This is a genomic window from Microbacterium sp. PI-1 (genome assembly GCF_004337555.1).
GTDB lineage: Bacteria > Actinomycetota > Actinomycetes > Actinomycetales > Microbacteriaceae > Microbacterium > Microbacterium aurugineum.
The window spans coordinates 1-18,946 of the sequence record NZ_SJYZ01000008.1; the positions used below are offsets into that span (position 1 = coordinate 1).

Sequence of the window (18,946 nt, forward strand, 5' to 3'; positions counted from 1 at the left end):
GGAGCCTCTGCTGCGGGGGCAGGCTTGGGACCGGGCTTGGGACCCGGGGTCGGTGCCGGCTTGGCACCGGGCTTGGCGCCGGGCTTCGCCGCAGCGGGCTTCGCGGCGGGAGCGGCGTCAGCCGCAGCCTTGAGCGAACCGTCGGCCTCGATCGCCGCACGCAGCTTGCGCGCCACCGGCGGTTCGATGGTCGAAGACGGGCTCTTCACGAACTCGCCGAGTTCCTTGAGCTTTGCAAGTGCGACCTTGCTGTCGACGCCGAGTTCGGCGGCGATCTCATGTACGCGTGGTTTACCAGCCACAATTCTCCTGTCTGAGTCGGTCCACCCAGACAGGGCAGACCACTAGTCGCGGACGGGTCTCATTTCGAGCCGTTCACTTTGTTTCCATAGCTGTTCAGCCTTTGTTTCTTGGTGGATGCTGTTCGAAGTTCCGCGTGTCCAGCTGAGTGGTCACGCGCAGTGCTCGTCCGAATGCGCGGCGCCGCAGAGCGGCATCCATGCATTCGCGTGTCGGATGGACCCACGCGCCTCGCCCCGGCAGGACAGCACTCTCATCGACGATGAGGGTGTCGTTCTGGGACACCACCCTGAGGAGGGCGGAGCGGGGAGCACGCGTGCGACAACCGACGCACGTTCGTACGGGTTCCATCTTACACCTGCGTTTCGCCCCGCCCTGCCCGTACGCGGGGCGAGCCGGGAGTCCGGAGCCGTTCAGTCGAGGATGCTGTCCGGCTGGATGTCGATCTTCGCACCCGTGAGCTTGGCGGCCAGACGCGCGTTCTGACCCTCCTTGCCGATCGCGAGCGACAGCTGATAGTCGGGGACCAGCGCACGGACGGCCTTGGTTCCCGCGTCGAGCACGAACGAGCTCGTGACCTTCGCCGGCGAGAGCGCATGGGCGACGAAGACCGGAAGGTCGGCGTCGTAGTCGACGATGTCGATCTTCTCCCCCGCGAGCTCCTCGGTGACCGCGCGTACGCGCCGTCCGAGTTCGCCGATGCACGCACCCTTGGCGTTGATCGACGGATCATTCGCCTTCACCGCGATCTTGGTGCGGTGTCCGGCTTCACGGGCCAGAGCCACGATCTCGACGAGACCGGCTGCGATCTCCGGAACCTCAAGGGCGAAGAGCTTGCGCACGAGTCCCGGATGCGTGCGCGAGACCGTGATCTGCGGGCCCTTGAGCCCCTTGGCGACGCTCGTCACGTACACACGCAGGCGCGACCCGTGCGTGTACTCCTCGCCCGGCACCTGCTCCTCGGGGGGCAGGATGGCTTCGACGGCGCCGAGATCGATGTGGATCATGCGCGGGTTCGGACCCTGCTGCACCACGCCGGCGACGATGTCGCCTTCCTTGTCCTTGAAGTCACCGAGCACCACGTCGTCGGCGATGTCCCGCAGACGCTGGCTGATGACCTGCTTCGCCGCGAAGGCCGCGATGCGTCCGAAGTCGTCGGGGGTGGCGTCTTCCTCGCCGATGACGGCGCCCTCCTCATCCCGGACGACCTGGAGGACGGCGACGTGCCCGGTCTTGCGGTCCAGGTCGACGCGGACGCCCTCGGGGGTCACACCATCCTCGGACACGTGCTTGGAGTATGCGGTCAGGATCGCCTGCTCGATGATCGCGACGAGTTCGTCGAAGGGGATCGCCTTCTCCTTCTCGATCCCTCGCAGAAGACTCAGTTCGATGTCCATGACGGCCTCTCTATTCAGCTCTCGTCGCGCCTGTTCGCACGCGCGACATCCGTACCACGATACCCTGTGCCGACCGGCCCCTGCCACGGCGGCAGCGGAGGCGGCCGCGGACCGGCCCGAGGAGGACCACGTGAGCGCATTCGACACCATCGTCATCGGTGCAGGCATGTCGGGGCTGACGAGCGCCCGCATGCTCGCAGACGCCGGCCAGCGCGTCGTCGTCCTCGAAGCACGGGACCGCATCGGCGGACGCATGCACACCGATCGGAGCGCGGGGTTCCCCGTCGACCTCGGCGCGTCATGGATCCACGGGATCGACGGCTCTCCCCTGTGGGACCTCGTCCAGGCCCTCGGTGTCCCGACCATCGAGTACACGGTGGGCAGCTTCCAGGTCGGCGGGCGACCGATCGAGAACTTCGACGGCGAAGGGCGGGCGATGGATGACACCGCCACCGCCCGGTGGATCGCGGATGTCGATGAGGCCGATCGCCTGCTCGTCGAGGAGATCGCGGCATCCTCCTCGGGTGACACGTACCTCGACGTCACCGAGCGGGCCCTCGATCGTTCCGGGTTCTCGCCCGAGCGCATCGATGAGATCCGTGAGTTCTTCCGCCACCGGGTGGAGGAGCAGTGCGGCGCCTGGATCGGCGACCTGGATGCGCACGGCCTCGACGAGGATGCCATCGAGGGCGACGAGGTGATCTTCCCGCGCGGGTACGACGAACTCCCCCGGCGCATCGGTGCCGGGCTCGATGTCCGCACCGAGACGCCGGTCTCACGTGTGACCCGCTCGACGGACGGCGTCGCCGTGCAGGCAGGCGACACCGAGTACACCGCTGACCGCGTGATCGTGACCGTGCCACTCGGTGTCCTGAAGGCGGGAACGATCGAGTTCGAACCGGCGTTGCCGGACGCGGTCGCAGGCCCGATCGACCGGCTCGGCATGGGGGTCTTCAACAAGATCTTCCTGCAGTTCCCCGCACGTTTCTGGAACGACGAGAGCTACGTCATCCGTGCTCTGGGCGAGGCCGGGGAGCACTGGCACTCCTGGTACGACGTCTCCGCCGTCAGCGGACTGCCCACGCTGCTGACCTTCGCGGCCGGGCCCTTCGGGCGGCACATGCAGGAGCTGCCGGACGAGGAGGTGGTCGCTGACGTCCTGCGCGCCCTCCGCAGACTGTACGGCGACGCGGTCGGCGAACCTCGCGCCCACTGGATCACGCACTGGGGGCCGGATGCGTTCTCGAACGGCTCCTACTCGCACCTCGCGGTCGGATCGACGCATCACGACCACGATGCCCTGGCCGGTCCGGTGGATGACGTGCTGCATTTCGCGGGCGAGGCCACCTGGGGCGACGAACCCGCGACGGTCGGCGCCGCCTTCTACTCCGGCCACCGAGCGGCGGAACGGATCCTCGGCCGCACCGTCGACCTCGGCGAGTTCGCCGCCGGTATCACCGCGCGGGAGCAGAAGGAAGGGCGTTGATCGCCCCGATCAAGCGGAACAGGTTTCCGACCTGGCGTTGATCCAAGTGGAGCGCCAGTCGCGGCAGTTCGAGTCGGTCGTCGTCGGCGACCTCGGGCTGCCGTGGATTCGTCTTCTCGATACGCCCCGAAGCCAGCATCGTGGCGAACTGCTCGTTGAGTGCTTCGATCTCGGCATCCGTCGGCTCTTCCCGCAGGCGCAGGATCAGCGCGTCGCCGACCCACCGCAGCGAGTCGTAGTTGTGCCAGAAGCCGGTGATCTCCGCGCGCGCCTCCTCCACGGAGTCGGTGATCACGACACGGTCGAAGTCCCCCTCCGAGATGACGCCGGTCGGAGCGAGGTGGTCGTCGATGAAGCTGCGCAGCCCCTGCCAGAAAGTCCCGCCCGGCTGATCGAGGAGCACGATGGGCGTGGGCTCCGCCTTGCCAGTCTGCTGGAGGGTGAGCAGCTCGAACATCTCGTCGAGGGTGCCGAAACCGCCGGGGAGGCAGATGAATCCCAGCGACTCCTTGATGAGCATCAGCTTGCGCGTGAAGAAGTACTTCATCGCGACCACGTGATCCTGGCCGGCGACGAAGCCGTTCGGCTTCTCCTCGAAGGGCAGTCGGATCGATACACCGAGCGAGAGCGCGGGCCCCGCCCCTTCGGACGCCGCCTGCATGATCCCGGGACCGGCGCCGGTGACGACCATCCATCCATCACCGGCCAGTGCCGCGGCGACATCGCGGGCGGTCAGGTACAGCGGATCATCCTGCCTGGTGCGCGCCGAACCGAAGACGGTGACCTTGGGCACGCCGCGGAACGGGGCGAACAGTCGGAAGGCGTCGCGCATCTCCGCCAGTGCCGCGGAGGCGATCTTCAGGTCGAGTCGGTCGGCACCGTCCTCACCCAGCAGGATCGCGGTCCGCAGCATCCGCATCACCAATCGTCGATCGGCGTGCACGCCCGCGTCGTCGAGGACGGTGTTGATCTCGGCACTGAGCGCTTCCGGCAGAGGTTCGTCGTTCATGCCCCCAGCGTGTCATGCGGCGCGAGGAGTGGGGGCCGCAACGCCGGGCACCGGACCGACACGGTCGGTCATCCCCTGAGCACGACACCGCGGCGGTGTCAATGCCCGTGACCACCATCCCGGCAGCGGGCACGCTGATGCCATGACGGAGATCACAGGACCCGAAGCCCTCGCCCGCGTCGCCGAGCTCGTGCAGGACATCGACATCACGATGCTGACCACCACGGATGACGAGGGCAACCTCGTCAGCCGGCCGATGTCGACCCGGCAGATGGACGATGCCGGGGACATCTGGTTCTTCACGGCTGAGGACACCGAGAAGGTGGACGAGGCTCGACAGAACCACGACGTCGGGCTCGCATACTGCGATGCCAAGGGAATGCGCTATGTGTCCGTCGCCGGGACAGCTGAGATCGTGCACGACCGCGCCAAGATGGAGGAGCTCTACTCCGCGTCACTGGAGATCTGGTTCGCCGACGGACTCGACACACCGGGAATCGCGCTGCTCAAGGTGACGCCGAAGGTGACGGAGTTCTGGGAGCCCGCCAAGGGCAAACTCGCTCTCGCCGCGGGGGCACTCAAGTCCCTCGTCACCCGCGATACACCGGATGACGACATCATGAACCACGGCCGCATCGTCTGCTGACGACGCGGCCCTGGTCTCACCGCGAGGCCGTGAGACGCTCGACGACCTCGTCGACCGAGATGGCGTCGCGGGCACCGGTCGCCCGGTCCCACAGCTCGACCTGCCCCTCGGCCGCGCCGCGTCCGACGATCACGATCTTCGGCACGCCGACGAGCTCGGCGTCGCCGAACTTCACTCCCGGCGACACCTTGGGACGGTCGTCGTAGAGCACGTCGAACCCAGCGGTCTCGAGCTGAGCGGAGAGGCCCTCAGCGACGTCGAACGCGACCTGGTCACGACCGGCTGCGACGACCTGCACGTCGAACGGTGCGATCGAGGCCGGCCAGATGAGCCCCTTGTCGTCGTTGTTGAGCTCGGCGATGATCGCCAGGATGCGGGTCACACCGATTCCGTAGGAGCCCATCGTGACGGTGACGAGCTTGCCGTTCTCGTTCAGCACCTTCAGGCCCAGCGCCTCGGCGTACTTGCGGCCGAGCTGGAACACATGACCGATCTCCATGCCGCGCGCGAGCTCGACGGGGCCGGATCCGTCGGGAGCCGGGTCTCCGGCACGCACGTTCGCGATCTCGACGATGCCGTCGGCGGCGAAGTCTCGTCCGGCCACGACGGAGTGGGCGTGCTTCTGGTCGATGTTCGCCCCGGTGATCCAGGTCGTCCCCTCGCTCACACGCGGGTCGACGAGGTAGCGGATGCCGGTCGCGGACTCCTCGCCCAACACGGCGCCGGTGGGTGACCACGGGCCGATGTAGCCCCGCACGAGCAGCGGGTTCTTCTCGAAGTCGTCGGCCGTGGCGGTCTCGACCTCAGCGGGAGCGAACGCCACCTCCGCACGCTTCTCGTCGACGTCGCGGTCGCCGGGGATGCCCACGACGACCAGCTCACGGGTCCCGTCGAGATGCGTGAGAGCCAGAACCACGTTCTTGAGGGTGTCCGCCGCCGTGTAGTCGCCGTCGAGCTCGCGGTTGCTGTGCGCCACCAGCGTCTCGATGGTCGGGGTGTCGGGTGAGTCGAAGATGACCGGCTCTGCGTCCGGGTCGAATTCGATCGCTTCGGGCACCGCGGTCGTGAACGCCTCGACGTTGGCGGCGTATCCGCCCGCGCTGCGCACGAACGTGTCCTCTCCGACCGGCGTCGGGTGCAGGAACTCCTCGCTGCGGGATCCCCCCATCGCGCCGGCATCCGCCTGGACGATGGCGTACTCGAGACCGAGACGCTGGAAGATCCGCTCGTAGGCATCGCGCTGCGCCTGGTAGCTGACGTCCAGACCCTCGTCGGAGGAATCGAACGAGTAGGCGTCCTTCATCGTGAACTCGCGGCCACGGAGCAGGCCGGCCCGCGGACGCGCCTCGTCACGGTACTTGTCCTGGATCTGGTAGATCGTGAGCGGGAGGTCCTTGTACGACGAGTACAGGTCCTTCACGAGCAGCGTGAACGCCTCCTCGTGCGTCGGGGCGAGGAGATAGTCGCCCCCCTTGCGATCCTGGAGTCGGAAGAGCAGATCGCCGTACTCCTCCCAGCGACCGGTCGCCTCATACGCCTCACGCGGCATCAGTGCGGGGAAGTGGACTTCCTGCGCACCGGCCGCGGCCATCTCCTCGCGCACCACGGACTCGATCTTCGCCTTGACGCGCAGACCGAGTGGCAGCCACGCGAAGATCCCGGCGGCCTGCGGCCGGATGTACCCGGCCCGGATCAGCAGCCGGTGGCTGGCGACCTCTGCGCCTGCAGGGTCTTCGCGGAGCGTGCGGAGGAAGAAATTCGAAAGACGAGTGACCACGGAGCAAGTCTAGTGAGCCGTGGTCACTCGTCTCGCGTCAGTTGAGCGCGGGGAGGTTCGCGGGGACGACCCCACCGGCGTACAGGTCGGCCGCGAGTTCCTGCAGGGCGGTGAGAGCGACCCGCTGCGGAAGAGGACCGTAGGAGATGCGAGCCACGCCGAGCTTCTCGTACTCCGAGGCGGCGAGCGCTCCCGGAAGACCGATGACGCTGACCTTGCGCTCGCCGATGCCCTCGACGAGCTGACGGGTGACGTTCATGTCGAGAATGCCGGGGACGAAGACCGCCGTCGCACCGGCGTCGAGGTAGGCACGACCGCGCTGGATGGCATCGGCGACGCTCTCCTTCACGGACCGCCCACCGGCACGGACGAAGGCGTCGGTGCGCGCATTGAGGGCGAAGGGCACTCCTTCGCCCTCTGCCGCCTTGACGATCGCCTCGACGGCGGCGACGGACTCGTCGAGCGGCTTGAGCCGATCCTCGACGTTCGCACCGACGACACCGGCAGCGATGGCGAGACGCGCGGTCTCCCCCGCGTCCCCGTAGCCGTCATCGAGGTCGGCGGTGACGGGAACCTGCACAGCGGCGGCGATCCGCCCGACCATGTCGATCATCAGCTCTCGCGGCGTGGCTCCGTCCTCGTAGCCGAACGAGGCGGCGATGCCGTGCCCCGCGGTGGCGAGCGCCTTCGTCTCCGGGAGCGCGGCGACGGCCTTCGCGGAGACGACGTCCCACACATTCACGACGCGGAGGATCTCCGGAGCGTCATAGAGTCCGACAAGAGTCTGGGCCTTGGCTGCAGTGGTCATGTAACCACGGTAACGCGACCCGCGGACGGTCGGGGCGGCTCCAGCGGATCCGGCATCGATGAGGGAGCCCGCATAGTGTGGAGCCATGCCGCAGCGCCGATCGCATGTGTCCTCCTCCGCCACTCGGAGCGAGCTCGCGGCCGCCCTGGCCGCGCTGCGGGAGTCTTCGGAGGCGCCGCTCGAATTCCCACCCGAGGCGCTCGCCGAAGCAGAGACCAGCACCGCGACCGCCCCGGAGCTCGACCTCCGGGACGTGCCGTTCGCGACGCTGGATCCGGCGGGTTCCCGCGACCTCGACCAGGCGTTCCACCTGGCTCGTGCGGGCACCGGCTACACGGTGCGCTACGCGATCGCCGACGTTCCGGGATTCGTCGTGCCGGGCGGAGCGGTGGACACCGAGGCTCGACGCCGCGGACAGACGCTGTACGCGGCGGACGGGTCGATCCCGCTACATCCTCGAGCACTGAGCGAGGATCGCGCCTCGCTGCTCGCAAACGTCGACCGCCCTGCGCTGGTCTGGACCTTCGACCTCGACGAGGCGGCCTCGGTGCAGGACTTCCGCCTCGAACGCGCACTCATCCGCTCTCGCGCCCAGCTCGAGTACGTGACCACGCAGCAGGCGTTGGACCGCGGCGACGACGGACCCGCGGCTCTGCTGCCGGAGATCGGAGCGCGGCGCCTCGAACAGGAACGGTCACGGGGCGGGGCGAGTCTCAACCTCCCCGATGAAGAGGTCGTCCAGGGCGCGGACGGCGCGTATTCGATCGAACGCCGCAGTCCTCTCCCCGTCGAGGAGTGGAACGCTCAACTGTCCCTCATGACGGGGATGGCGGCGGCGTCACTCATGCTCGACGCCGGGATCGGTGTCCTCCGCACCATGCCGGAACCCGACGACGCGGCCTTCACCACGTTCCAGCACCAGACGGTAGCCCTCGGGCAACCGTGGACGTCAGGAACCTACGGGGAGTACCTGCGCCGGCTGGATCGCGCCGACCCCGTCACTCTCCCGGTGCTCGAAGCCGCAGCATCGCTTTTTCGTGGCGCAGGGTATGTCGTCTTCGACGGAGCGCCCCCGACGGACACGGTGCAGGCCGCGATCGGCGCTCCCTACGCGCACGCGACCGCTCCCCTGCGCCGACTCGTCGACCGCTGGACCCTCGTCATCTGCCTTGCGGCATCGAGTGGCGCTCCGGTACCGGAGTGGGCCCGCGCGTCGCTTCCCGAGCTCCCTGCTCGCATGCAGGAGTCCGGTCAGCGCGCGTCGCAGCTGAACTCGACGACGATCAACACCGTGGAAGCCGCGCTGCTCGTTCCGTTGATCGGCACGAAGATCGAGGCGACGGTCATCGAGTTGCGCGGTGAGCGCGCGAGCGTGCAGATCGCCGACCCCGCGGTGACGGCGACAGCACCCGTTCCCGCCGGCGTGAAGCCGGGAGACCTCGTGCGCCTGCAGGTCGTCAACGCGGACATCGCCGCGGCCGAGGTCGAGTTCGCCGTCTGAACGAGCCTTGAAGTGTGTCATCAGCCTGGTACATAATGTATCAGCGTGATGACACACCAACAGAGGCGACGATGATCCTGTTCCTGCTTCTCATCTGGGGGCCCAGCGTGCTCGGCGCAGTGATCGCGCTCGCCCTCCGGCTGACTCTCCTGCGCGGAACCCCACGGCTCCCGACCAGAGACGCGGTGTTCACCGCGATCGCGGGCGGAGTGCCGGTGATCGTGTTCCTCGCTCCCCTCGCCGGAGATCTCGGCTTCGGCCCGCAGCTCTGGTGGGACCTCGGGAGCCGGACGGCACTTCCGCTGATACTGGGTATCGTCGGCGTGATCCTGCTCTGCCTCCCCTCACGGTCGACGCAGATGGACGCCTCGGCACAGCTCGTCCCGCGTACGGTCCGGACGTTCCTCCGCCCGAGACAGCCCATCCTCCTCGGGGTCCTCGCCGCCGTCGCCGTCATTCTCGCTCTTGCCGCCGGGGCCGCGTCGGAGACGGATGAGCGGGGGCAGTACACGCAGTTCTCGATCAACCTGGGAACGTCGGGAACCACGTCGGCCTCCACCGGGATCTACGGCTGGCACTACTCGCTGCCGGCACTGGCACTGCTCGGCCTACTCCTCCTCACCACCGCGATCGGCTGGCTCCTGATCCCGCGTCCGGCGTGGAGCCACGACATCGAGCGGGACACCGCGAACCGGCGCCTACGGGCCGCCAACATCGCGCGGATCGCGTGCGGGGCCGTCTTGCTGCACCTCGCCGTCGTATTCAATTCGCTCCGCGGCACCGCGTCGATAATGCTGTCTGTGCAGGCGGGTCCCCTCGGCATGGTCTCCCTCGGCACCCCGTTCGCCGCGATGGAGCCCGCACTGTTCGTGGCGTGGGCCCTCTCGACCACGGCGGGAATCGCGCTCTGGCTGCTCACCGCCCTCAGCGGTGTACCGATGGGCGCGCGGACACCGAGTCGGGTGCGCACGTCATGATCATCACGATCCGCCGTGATACCGGAGAGTCGCCTGCAGAACAGGTCCACGATCAGATCCGGGGGTTGATCACGACCGGTCGGCTCCTGGCCGGTGACCGCCTTCCGTCCGTGCGTCAACTCGCCTCGGACCTGTCGATCGCCCCCGGAACCGTGGCGAAGGCGTATCGCCTGCTCGAGGAAGACGGGCTCGCGACCTCGCGCATCGGCTCCGGCACGCGGGTGAGCGATACGGCCAGCCCCGTCGCGGGCGGCATCGCCGACGCCGCCCACGCGCTCGCCGCCGTCGCCCGGGCGGAGGGCCTCACGCTCGCAGACACGCAGCGGGTCCTCCGCGCGATCTGGTGACCGCTCGCCGAGGCGAGGCCACCGGGCACGAACGACATCGGGGATACTCTGACGGCATGGATCATGCCGAACGCGCCGAGCGGTTCATCGCCGGAACCTACCCCCGCGCGCGGATCGCGATCGTCGCCGGGAGCACAGCCCGTGAGGAGCGCACGGCAACCAGCGACACCGACCTCCTGCTCATCGGCGATCCGCTCTTCGATGACCCGACGCAGTCGAGCGAGGCGGCCACCCACGAGTTCGAAGGAGAGATCTTCGAGGTGTTCGCCTACACTCCGGACGGCTTCGCCGAGTGGGCGGATCGCGGGCTCGACAACCACCGCCCCGTCATCGTCCACATGCTCGTGGAAGGAATGCCGATCCGGGATGACGGGTCGCTGGATGAGTTCCGTGCGCACTGGAGCAGACTCCTGGCCGCGGGGCCGACACTCACCGCTGAAGAGTCCGCCTTCCGTCGTTACGTGATCACCGACCTCCTCGATGACCTCCACGACGCGGAGGATCCCCTGGAACAACGGGTCGTGGCGAACCTGCTGTTCGAGCGCATCGCAGAATTGATGCTCCTGTCCGAGGGCCACTGGGTCGCGACGGGAAAATGGCTTCCCCGTCGACTGCGTTCCCTGAGCCCCGAACGGGCCGACCTCCTGGGCGACCCGCTGCTCGCAGGAGACATCGCGCGCTTCGCCGCACAGGTCGAGACCGAACTGCGGCGAGCGGGTGGTCGCGTTCAGGCGGGATTCGTCCGCTGAGGTCAGACCGCCGGGGTCGCGGTCGTGGTCATCACCAGGAGCTGCGGGTCGCTCAGATCGAGCTCGACCACAATCGCGGAGAACTCCGTGAGACTGTCGACATGGGTGCCGCCGCAGAGGATCGCCGCGTGGCCCTCCGGCAGGTCGCAGTGCCACCGCCGGCGGTCGACGATCGTGGGCCCCTCCGTCCGGATGAAGCTGGCTGCGCCCGACGCCACCCACGCGGCGAGCCGGCTGTTGATCTGCTCCTCACGATCGGCGAGCGTCGCGGCGAAGGTCTCGGTGTCGAATCCAGCTCTGCGCAAGCTCTTGCCGAGACGGTACTCGTCGACGGCGCCGTTCTCGTGGATACGGCTGGACTGGTTCGCGCGGCCTTCGAAGTCGGGATTCCCGAGCGCATCCACTCCCGGGTCCTTCCGCCACAGGTCGGAGACGGCGAGGTCGAGCGCGAGGGAGGCCAGGTGGCAGGCCGTGTGACCACGACTGAATCCGGCTCTGCGCGTCTCGTCGACGGAAAGGCGGACGCGGGTGCCCTCCGCCAGCCCGTCGGGCACCTCGGCATCGATGCGGTGCCCGACCAGCCACGTCCACCCCTCCGCGCCACGCTTGACGGGGATGTCGCTGCCCACGGCGAAGGCGCCCTCCGCGGAGGCAGCGGCCATCACGGCCTCCGCGACCGGGAGAACCTGCCCGCCCGACGTGATCGTTCCGCTGTCGCCCGGCTGATCCGGCCAGGTGTGGTCGACGGGGTGGAAAGGAGTCGCGTCGACCACGACCACCGTTCCGTGCGAGCCCTGCTCGATGCGGGTGACGACGCCGTCACCGTCTACAGCGCCTTCGGCGAAGGTCACGATGGTGGGCGTCGACATGGATCTCCTCGGATTCGACGGTGCTGCCGGAGTGCGGTCGGCGGCCTGTGGCGGCGGGGTCAGTGCGACGGCGGGATGGTGAAGCCGGCCAGCTTGTCGCCCTCGATCACGAAGATCCCGATCGCATCGACCATCGCCTGAACGGGGGCGGGAAGAGCGGCTTCGGACATGTTCGTGCTCCTCAGGACTCAGGCGGTGACGACCTGCGCGGTGCCGAGGGGCGCTTCCGGGCCCATCTCGGCGGCGATCCGGGTGGCCTCTTCGATCAGGGTCGCGACGATCTCCGCCTCCGGCACGGTCTTGATGACCTCGCCCTTGACGAAGATCTGCCCCTTGCCGTTGCCCGATGCCACGCCGAGGTCGGCCTCACGGGCCTCGCCCGGACCGTTGACGACACAGCCCATGACGGCGACGCGCAACGGCACCGTCATGTCCTTGAGCCCCTCGGTGACGTTCTCGGCGAGTGTGTAGACGTCGACCTGAGCGCGTCCGCACGACGGGCACGAGACGATCTCGAGCTTGCGTTCACGGAGGTTGAGCGACTGCAGGATCTGGTGCCCGACCTTCACCTCTTCCGCCGGCGGCGCCGAGAGGGAGACGCGGATGGTGTCGCCGATCCCCTCGCCGAGCAGGATGCCGAATGCCGTGGCGCTCTTGATCGTGCCCTGGAACGCCGGCCCCGCCTCGGTCACCCCGAGGTGCAAGGGCCAGTCGCCGCGCTCGGCGAGCTGACGGTAGGCCTTGACCATGACGATGGGATCGTTGTGCTTGACGGAGATCTTGAAGTCGTGGAAGTCGTGCTCCTCGAACAGCGACGCCTCCCAGACGGCGCTCTCGACCAGAGCCTCGGCCGTCGCCTTGCCGTACTTGGTGAGGATGCGACGGTCCAACGATCCGGCATTGACGCCGATGCGCAGCGAGACGCCGGCGGCCTTGGCTGCCTCGGCGATCTTGCCGACGTTGCCGTCGAACTCCCGGATGTTGCCGGGATTGACGCGGACGGCCCCGCACCCCGCATCGATGGCCGTGTAGATGTAGCGCGGCTGGAAGTGGATGTCGGCGATCACGGGGATCTGGCTCTTCATCGCGATGATCTTGAGCGCATCGGCATCGTCCTGATGCGGCACGGCGACGCGCACGATCTCGCAACCGGACGCCGTGAGCTCGGCGATCTGCTGAAGGGTCCCGTTGATGTCGGTGGTCTTCGTGGTCGTCATCGACTGCACACTGACGGGAGCGTCGCCGCCCACGAGCACCTTGCCCACTTTGATCTGCCGAGACTTCCGGCGCGGGGCGAGGACTTCGGGGATCTTCGGCATTCCGAGGTTCACTGCTGGCACCCCACCAGCCTACGCCGCCCGGATGCGAGAGGGCTGGACGGACGCACCTACGCTGGTCGCATGGCGGTCATCCTCCTCACCGGCTTCGAGCCCTTCGACGGCGCCGCACGCAACCCCTCGGCGGACGCCGTCCGCGCGGTGGCGGCAGACTACGACGGCCCGCACGATCTCGTCATCGCGACGCTGCCCGTCGCCTTCGATGCCTCGGCGCTCCGCCTTCGCGACCTGATCGCGATGCACTCCCCCGATGCCGTGATCGCCACCGGGCTCGCCGGAGGCAGCCAGCGGATCGCCGTCGAGCGCATCGGCGTGAACCTGATCGACGCACGGATCCCCGACAACGACGGCGCGCAGCCGTTCGATGCTCCGAGCGAGATCGGCGGCCCCGCCGCTCGCTTCGCCAGCCTCCCGACCAAGCGTCTGTTCCAGGTGCTGACCGAGGAGGGGCTGCCTGCGCACCTCTCGCTGTCGGCGGGGACCTACGTCTGCAATCACGTGCTCTACACAGCCCTCGGCGCTGTTCGGGCGGACGCGCGAGCCGGATTCGTGCATCTGCCCTGGTCCACCAGCACCGCACCGGCCGGCGCAGCGCACCTCGCCGACAAGGATCTCGCACGCGCCGTGCGCCTCGTCGTCGATCACGCCCTCGATGCCGAGGTGACCCGGCCCGGCGGCAGTCTCTGGTGAGGCCCTGCCGCTCAGACGGGCACGGGCGATGTGGTAGTTTCAGGCCCATGCTCGCGAACTTCACCTGGTGGCCCGCCTTCTAGGCGGTGTGTTCGCGTTCCCACGAATCCAGACCGCCTCCGGGGCGGTCTTTTCGTTGCGCCGAGCCGGAGCACTGCACAGGAGACATCGATGACCCTCTCACGACTCGCCGAGCTCAGCGCCGACCCGACGGCATCCTTCGTGCTGATCGCCCGCGACGGTGCCGACACCGTCGAGCTGCTCAGCGGCGACGTGGTCGATGTCGACCTGCTCGCCGACATCCCGCTCATGCTCGACGGCACCCCGCGCGAGATCTTCGCCCTGGTCCCCTACCGCCAGGTGCGTGAGCGTGGTTTCGTCGCACAGGACGACGGCGCACCGCTGCGGTGCGTGATCGTCAACGAGCACCTCCACCTTCCGACTCCCGCTCTCCTCGAGCAGCTCCCGAACACCCCGGTGCCTCTCCGCGACGACGGCTTCGACATCGCGGACGACGAGTATGCGGCCATCGTGGAGAAGGTCATCGCAGACGAGATCGGGCGCGGCGAAGGCGCGAACTTCGTGATCCGCCGCGACTTCACCGCGAACATCGATGTCGACGACCGCACCGCGGCGCTCACCTGGTTCCGCGCCCTGCTCACGCACGAGCGCGGCGCGTACTGGACGTTCGCGGTCTTCACGCCGGGGCACATCGCCGTCGGCGCGAGCCCGGAAGCACACGTCGTCGCGCGTGAGGGCGTCGTCACGATGAACCCGATCTCCGGAACCTTCCGCCACCCCGCAGGGGGCGCGACCAAGGACACACTGATCGATTTCCTCGCCTCCACCAAGGAGACCGAGGAGTTGTTCATGGTCGTGGACGAGGAGCTCAAGATGATGAGCGCGGTCTGCTCCGACGGCGGGCGCATCACCGGCCCGCACCTCAAGGAGATGTCGCGGCTCACGCACACCGAGTACATGCTTCGCGGACGCAGTGCCCTCGACCCGCGCGACATCCTGCGGGAGACGATGTTCGCACCGACCGTCACCGGATCACCCATGCAGAACGCCTGCGCTGTGATCCGGCGTCATGAGTGCCAGCCGCGAGGCTACTACTCCGGCGTGGCCGCACTGTTCACCCCGAACGCGGACGGCGGACATGACCTGGATGCCCCCATCCTCATCCGCACCGTGTACCTCCAGGACGGCACGCTGCGCGTTCCCGTCGGTGCGACACTGGTCCGCCACTCCGATCCTCTGGGCGAGGTGTCGGAGACGCACGGCAAGGCGGCCGGCGTGCTCGGCGCGATCGGTGCGATCGATCGCGATCGTGTGGCGGAGGCCCGGAGCGATGCCGATGCGCCGGGTGGGGAACGCGCCCTCGCCGACGACCCGGCGATCGCCGCACTGCTGTCTTCGCGCAACGCACGCCTGGCCGAATTCTGGCTCAACCCGCAGGGCGAGGACTTCACCGGACCGTTCGCGGGGCACACGGCTGTCGTCGTGGACGCCGAGGATCGCTTCACGACGATGCTCGCCCACCAATTGCGACACCTCGGGCTCGCCGTGACGATCGCGCCCTGGGACGAGGTGACGGACGCCGACATCGACACCACGGATCTCGTCGTCGCCGGCCCCGGCCCCGGCGACCCGCGGGACGCCACGAGCACTCGCATCTCGCGGATGCGCGAGATCGTGGGACGCCGCCTCGAGGCCGAAGCTCCGCTGCTCGCGGTCTGCCTCAGCCATCAGATCCTCGCCGACCGGCTGGGCATCGCGTTGACACCGCTCGCTGCGCCGCACCAAGGCCTGCAGAAGGCGGTCCCGGTGTTCGGAGAGGACGCATCGATCGGCTTCTACAACACGTTCACGGCGCGAGTGACACCGGGGACGACGACCGTCGCATCGGCCGAGGTGTCCGCAGACGACGCGTCGGGCGACGTCTACGCCCTGCGCGGCGCGCACTTCGCCTCGGTGCAGGGACATCTCGAATCGATCCTGTCGCGCGACGGCATCCACACCCTCGAACGCCTCGTCTCCCACGCCCTCAGCTGAGCGGACGCCCAGTCGGCTCAGCAGAGTTCTCGCGAGCGGAGCAGCCGCCGTTCCGCTTCGTTGGTCGTCAGGCCGTGCGCCGTATGAAGCGCGCGGATCGCCTCCTCTTCTCGGCCGAGCCCGCGCAGCAGTTCGGCGCGCACCGCATGCCAGAGGTGGAAGCGGACCATCTCATCTTCCAGCGCCTCGACCTCGGCCAGCGCAGCCTCTCGTCGGCCGGTCTCCCCGAGCGCGACGGCACGGTTCAGACGGACGACCGGCGACGGGTCGTAGGCGAGCAGCATGTCGTAGAGGACGATGATCTGCTCCCAGTCGGTCTCCGAAAACACGCGGGCGTCGGAATGGCACGCTGCGATCGCTGCCTGGAGCTGCCACCTCCCCGGTCGCCGAAGCGCCGCCGCTGCCGCGAGCGCCCGATGCGCTTCCGCCTGTAGACCGACATCCCATCGTGAGCGGTCCTGGTCAGCGAGGAGCACGATGCGCCCGGCGACCGATCGCGCAGGCTCCCGGCTGCGATGAAACTTCAGCAGGGCCACCAGCCCGAGCGCCTCAGGCTCACTCGGAAGTGCGTGAGCGACCACATCGGCGAGCCAGAGCGCATCCTCCGCGAGGTCGCGATTCGCCTCCGCACCGCCACCGGCGGTGAGATGTGCCTCGTTGTACATGACCGAGATCACCGTGAGAACCACGTCGAGCCGGGGCGAGCGCTCCGCACCGATCGGAACACGCAGCGGGATTCCGGCCGCGCCGATCTTGCGCTTCGCCCGGACGATGCGCTGCCCGACCGCGGTCGGGGTGCTCATCGTCGCCCGAGCGATCTGCTCCGTCGTGAGTCCGCACACGGCGCGGAGCGTGAGGGCGAGCTGTGCCGACTCGGTCAGGGCAGGGTGGCAGCAGCCGAACAGCAGCGAGACGCGCTCATCGATCGCACTCTCGGAGGGGGCGGGTGCGCCGGCGAGGAGCTCGAGCTTCTTGCGATATCGCTGGTCGCGCCGCAGCCGGTCGAGCGCATTGCGCCGAGCCGCGACGGTCAGCCAGCCGCCCGGATTCGGAGGCGCACCGACCTCCCTCCAGGAGACGAGCGCCTCGGCCACCGCCTCGGCCACCGACTCCTCCGCGAGATCGAGGTTGCCCAGCGAGGCGGTGAGCGCCGCGACGATGCGAGCAGACTCCGCGCGGACCACGCGTTCGAGGGCACGATCGGATGCCGCGCCCGACGGCGACGCGGCATCCGATGCGGTCACTGCTCGAACTGGCTGTAGTCGGTGACGATGGGCCGGACCTCCACCGACGTGCCCTCCATCTCCAGCATCGGCCAGCTCTTCGCGAGAGCGATCGCCGCGTCGAGGTCAGGCACGTCGATGATCGTGAATCCGCCGACCGCCTCCCGGGCTTCGGTGAACGGCCCGTCGACGACGACCGCTCCCCGCGCACCGTGCCGGACGGTGGTCGCGGTTTCCACCGGCTGCAACTCGGCACCGCTGTCGTCGATCACCTCGGCGTTGTCCTGGAACCACTGGAACACGCGTCCGTAGACGTCCTGTGCGACCTCCGGTGCGATGGCGGCGTCGAGCTGTGGAGTCGAGGTGAACATGATGACGTACTTCATGAGGTTCGTCCTTTCGTCTTGAGAACCGTTTCACCCCCACAGCGAACGAGCAAGGACGAATTCGACACGTCAACCGAGAAGATTCACCGGATTGAAGAGATCGGCGATCAGGAGCAGTGCGCCCATCGCGATCAGCAGGACCGCGACCACCACAGTCAGCGGCACCAGCTTGGTCGCATCGACCGGTGCAGGAGGGGGCCGCCGGAAGAGCTTCGCCCAGGCCCGCTTGATCCCATCCCACAGGGCGACCACGATGTGCCCTCCGTCGAGCGGGAGCAACGGGATGAGGTTGAACACGAACAGGGCGACGTTGAGCGAACCGAGCAGTCCGAGCAGGATCGCGAAGCGATTGAGGACGGGGGCATCCGTCGCCGCGACCTCACCCGCCAGGCGCCCGACACCGACCACACTTAAGGGTCCGTTCGGATCCCGCTCACCCCCGGTCACCAGGGAGACGCCGATGTCCCAGAGACGCACGGGGAGCGTGACGAGCAACGAGCCGACCCTGGCGACGTTCTCCGCCGCCATCTGCGGTCCCGCACTCAGCGGCTGCTGCACGTATCCCATCTGCGATCCCATGCCGACATAGCCGACCTCCTTGACGACGGGATCACCGGCGTCGTCCAGGATGGGCTGGCCCGAGGCATCCGTGATCGTGCGCTCGGCGGCCACCGGGGTGATGCTCAGGCTCTGCTCGGTGCCGTCCCGCAGGACCACCAGGTCGAGCGTCTCACCGGGCGCCGCCTGCACGATCGCCGTCGCCTCCGCGAAGTCCGACACCGGCTGGCCGTCAACGGAGACGAGCACGTCCCCCGGCTTGATCCCGGCTTCCGCAGCGGGCGACTTCGGGTCGTCCGCGGTGCACTCGGTCTGGGTGGATCCTGCGGGGACGACGCACTCGGTGACCGAAGCGATCGTCGTCGTCCCTTGCTGGACGCCGATACCGGACACCAGCACCGTGAAGATGACGGTCGCCAGGATCAGGTTCATCAGCGGGCCGCCGAACATCACGATGACACGCTTCCACACGGGCAGACGGTAGAAGACTCGGTCCTCTGCGCCTTCCGCGATGGTCTCGTCGTTGGCGGAGCGCGCGTCCTGGATCAACGACCGGAACACGCCGGATGCGGGTCCGGTGCTCTTCGACGGCGGGTACATCCCGGACATCGAGATGAAGCCACCGAGCGGCAGCACCTTGAACCCGTACTCGGTCTCTCCGATCCGCTTCGACCACAGACGCGGCCCGAAGCCGATCATGTACTGGCCGACGCGCACGCCGAAGAGCTTCGCGGGGACGAGATGGCCGACCTCATGCAGGCCGATCGACAGGCCGAGGCCGATCAGCATGAAGAGGATGCCGCCCAGATAGAGCAGGAATTCCACGTGCCA

The 18,946-nt window shown here is 68.2% G+C and carries 19 protein-coding genes; 8 read left to right on the forward strand and 11 right to left on the reverse strand.

Annotated elements, in window-relative coordinates; all coding sequences use genetic code 11:
* The 3 genes from E0W80_RS08570 to nusA form a co-directional block, all read right to left on the reverse strand.
* Positions 1 to 302: translation initiation factor IF-2 N-terminal domain-containing protein (locus tag E0W80_RS08570; RefSeq protein WP_205802324.1), on the reverse strand; the 302-nt coding region annotated here is incomplete at its 3' end.
* Between the two features lie 94 nt (positions 303 to 396).
* Positions 397 to 651: a YlxR family protein gene (locus E0W80_RS08575; protein ID WP_081996981.1), complete on the reverse strand. Its 255-nt coding sequence runs from the start codon at positions 649 to 651 to the stop codon at positions 397 to 399.
* 62 nt (positions 652 to 713) lie between these two features.
* Entirely contained in the window at positions 714 to 1,697 is a 984-nt protein-coding gene (nusA, locus tag E0W80_RS08580; protein ID WP_047522603.1) for a transcription termination factor NusA, read from the reverse strand.
* Positions 1,698 to 1,827: 130 nt separating this feature from the next.
* Between nusA and E0W80_RS08585 the strand changes: the two genes are divergently transcribed.
* The gene (locus tag E0W80_RS08585) at positions 1,828 to 3,183 is read left to right on the forward strand and encodes an NAD(P)/FAD-dependent oxidoreductase (RefSeq protein ID WP_131492118.1); all 1,356 of its coding nucleotides are present in this window, start codon (positions 1,828 to 1,830) and stop codon (positions 3,181 to 3,183) included.
* Here E0W80_RS08585 and E0W80_RS08590 read toward each other — a convergent pair.
* Complete coding sequence (locus E0W80_RS08590) at positions 3,152 to 4,192, reverse strand: TIGR00730 family Rossman fold protein (protein ID WP_131492119.1); 1,041 nt, start codon at positions 4,190 to 4,192, stop codon at positions 3,152 to 3,154. The two genes, E0W80_RS08585 and E0W80_RS08590, sit on opposite strands and share 32 nt — an antisense overlap.
* 142 nt (positions 4,193 to 4,334) lie before the next feature.
* On the opposite strand from E0W80_RS08590, the gene E0W80_RS08595 reads away from it, so the two are divergent.
* Positions 4,335 to 4,838, forward strand: coding sequence for a pyridoxamine 5'-phosphate oxidase family protein (locus E0W80_RS08595; RefSeq protein ID WP_131492120.1), 504 nt, complete (start codon positions 4,335 to 4,337; stop codon positions 4,836 to 4,838).
* A gap of 16 nt (positions 4,839 to 4,854) precedes the next feature.
* On the opposite strand, the gene E0W80_RS08600 is transcribed toward E0W80_RS08595, so the two are convergent.
* Both E0W80_RS08600 and E0W80_RS08605 read right to left on the reverse strand, forming a co-directional pair.
* Entirely contained in the window at positions 4,855 to 6,615 is a 1,761-nt protein-coding gene (locus E0W80_RS08600; protein ID WP_131492121.1) for a proline--tRNA ligase, read from the reverse strand.
* Positions 6,616 to 6,652: 37 nt separating this feature from the next.
* The gene (locus E0W80_RS08605; RefSeq protein ID WP_131492122.1) at positions 6,653 to 7,423 is read right to left on the reverse strand and encodes an isocitrate lyase/phosphoenolpyruvate mutase family protein; all 771 of its coding nucleotides are present in this window, start codon (positions 7,421 to 7,423) and stop codon (positions 6,653 to 6,655) included.
* Positions 7,424 to 7,508: 85 nt separating this feature from the next.
* Between E0W80_RS08605 and E0W80_RS08610 the strand changes: the two genes are divergently transcribed.
* From E0W80_RS08610 to E0W80_RS08625, 4 genes are all read left to right on the forward strand, one after another.
* Positions 7,509 to 8,924, forward strand: a complete 1,416-nt coding sequence (locus E0W80_RS08610) for an RNB domain-containing ribonuclease (protein ID WP_131492123.1) — start codon at positions 7,509 to 7,511, stop codon at positions 8,922 to 8,924.
* A 71-nt stretch (positions 8,925 to 8,995) separates the two neighbouring features.
* Positions 8,996 to 9,901, forward strand: a complete 906-nt coding sequence (locus tag E0W80_RS08615; RefSeq protein WP_131492124.1) for a hypothetical protein — start codon at positions 8,996 to 8,998, stop codon at positions 9,899 to 9,901.
* The gene (locus tag E0W80_RS08620; RefSeq protein ID WP_047522581.1) at positions 9,898 to 10,248 is read left to right on the forward strand and encodes a GntR family transcriptional regulator; all 351 of its coding nucleotides are present in this window, start codon (positions 9,898 to 9,900) and stop codon (positions 10,246 to 10,248) included. Before E0W80_RS08615 ends, E0W80_RS08620 begins: the two co-directional genes overlap by 4 nt.
* A 56-nt stretch (positions 10,249 to 10,304) precedes the next feature.
* Positions 10,305 to 10,997, forward strand: a complete 693-nt coding sequence (locus E0W80_RS08625; protein ID WP_131492125.1) for a hypothetical protein — start codon at positions 10,305 to 10,307, stop codon at positions 10,995 to 10,997.
* A gap of 2 nt (positions 10,998 to 10,999) precedes the next feature.
* Here the strand turns inward: E0W80_RS08625 and E0W80_RS08630 are convergent, their stop codons facing one another.
* Both E0W80_RS08630 and ispG read right to left on the reverse strand, forming a co-directional pair.
* Entirely contained in the window at positions 11,000 to 11,866 is an 867-nt protein-coding gene (locus E0W80_RS08630; protein WP_131492126.1) for a hypothetical protein, read from the reverse strand.
* Between the two features lie 188 nt (positions 11,867 to 12,054).
* Positions 12,055 to 13,185: a flavodoxin-dependent (E)-4-hydroxy-3-methylbut-2-enyl-diphosphate synthase gene (gene ispG, locus E0W80_RS08635; protein ID WP_047522577.1), complete on the reverse strand. Its 1,131-nt coding sequence runs from the start codon at positions 13,183 to 13,185 to the stop codon at positions 12,055 to 12,057.
* An 81-nt stretch (positions 13,186 to 13,266) separates the two neighbouring features.
* Between ispG and E0W80_RS08640 the strand changes: the two genes are divergently transcribed.
* Together E0W80_RS08640 and E0W80_RS08645 are read left to right on the forward strand one after the other, a co-directional pair.
* Positions 13,267 to 13,893, forward strand: a complete 627-nt coding sequence (locus tag E0W80_RS08640; protein WP_131492127.1) for a pyroglutamyl-peptidase I — start codon at positions 13,267 to 13,269, stop codon at positions 13,891 to 13,893.
* A 171-nt stretch (positions 13,894 to 14,064) separates the two neighbouring features.
* Complete coding sequence (locus E0W80_RS08645; RefSeq protein ID WP_131492128.1) at positions 14,065 to 15,948, forward strand: chorismate-binding protein; 1,884 nt, start codon at positions 14,065 to 14,067, stop codon at positions 15,946 to 15,948.
* Between the two features lie 17 nt (positions 15,949 to 15,965).
* Here E0W80_RS08645 and E0W80_RS08650 read toward each other — a convergent pair whose 3' ends face one another.
* The 3 genes from E0W80_RS08650 to E0W80_RS08660 form a co-directional block, all read right to left on the reverse strand.
* Positions 15,966 to 17,192 (reverse strand): DUF6596 domain-containing protein, encoded by a 1,227-nt coding sequence (locus tag E0W80_RS08650; protein ID WP_131492129.1) that lies wholly within the window; start codon positions 17,190 to 17,192, stop codon positions 15,966 to 15,968.
* Entirely contained in the window at positions 17,189 to 17,557 is a 369-nt protein-coding gene (locus tag E0W80_RS08655) for a YciI family protein (RefSeq protein WP_131492130.1), read from the reverse strand. The genes E0W80_RS08650 and E0W80_RS08655 overlap by 4 nt, the downstream gene beginning before the upstream one ends.
* A 69-nt stretch (positions 17,558 to 17,626) precedes the next feature.
* Positions 17,627 to 18,940: a site-2 protease family protein gene (locus E0W80_RS08660; protein ID WP_131492131.1), complete on the reverse strand. Its 1,314-nt coding sequence runs from the start codon at positions 18,938 to 18,940 to the stop codon at positions 17,627 to 17,629.
* Between the last annotated feature and the right edge of the window lie 6 nt (positions 18,941 to 18,946).

Excerpts from the sequence above, each read along its gene's own strand:
- E0W80_RS08575 (WP_081996981.1), bottom strand. The coding sequence starts at position 651 with ATGGAACCCGTACGAACGTGCGTCGGTTGTCGCACGCGTGCTCCCCGC.
- nusA (WP_047522603.1), bottom strand. The coding sequence starts at position 1,697 with ATGGACATCGAACTGAGTCTTCTGCGAGGGATCGAGAAGGAGAAGGCG.
- E0W80_RS08590 (WP_131492119.1), bottom strand. The coding sequence starts at position 4,192 with ATGAACGACGAACCTCTGCCGGAAGCGCTCAGTGCCGAGATCAACACC.
- E0W80_RS08595 (WP_131492120.1), top strand. The coding sequence starts at position 4,335 with ATGACGGAGATCACAGGACCCGAAGCCCTCGCCCGCGTCGCCGAGCTC.
- E0W80_RS08605 (WP_131492122.1), bottom strand. The coding sequence starts at position 7,423 with ATGACCACTGCAGCCAAGGCCCAGACTCTTGTCGGACTCTATGACGCT.
- E0W80_RS08610 (WP_131492123.1), top strand. The coding sequence starts at position 7,509 with ATGCCGCAGCGCCGATCGCATGTGTCCTCCTCCGCCACTCGGAGCGAG.
- E0W80_RS08615 (WP_131492124.1), top strand. The coding sequence starts at position 8,996 with ATGATCCTGTTCCTGCTTCTCATCTGGGGGCCCAGCGTGCTCGGCGCA.
- E0W80_RS08620 (WP_047522581.1), top strand. The coding sequence starts at position 9,898 with ATGATCATCACGATCCGCCGTGATACCGGAGAGTCGCCTGCAGAACAG.
- E0W80_RS08625 (WP_131492125.1), top strand. The coding sequence starts at position 10,305 with ATGGATCATGCCGAACGCGCCGAGCGGTTCATCGCCGGAACCTACCCC.
- E0W80_RS08630 (WP_131492126.1), bottom strand. The coding sequence starts at position 11,866 with ATGTCGACGCCCACCATCGTGACCTTCGCCGAAGGCGCTGTAGACGGT.
- ispG (WP_047522577.1), bottom strand. The coding sequence starts at position 13,185 with ATGCCGAAGATCCCCGAAGTCCTCGCCCCGCGCCGGAAGTCTCGGCAG.
- E0W80_RS08640 (WP_131492127.1), top strand. The coding sequence starts at position 13,267 with ATGGCGGTCATCCTCCTCACCGGCTTCGAGCCCTTCGACGGCGCCGCA.
- E0W80_RS08645 (WP_131492128.1), top strand. The coding sequence starts at position 14,065 with ATGACCCTCTCACGACTCGCCGAGCTCAGCGCCGACCCGACGGCATCC.
- E0W80_RS08655 (WP_131492130.1), bottom strand. The coding sequence starts at position 17,557 with ATGAAGTACGTCATCATGTTCACCTCGACTCCACAGCTCGACGCCGCC.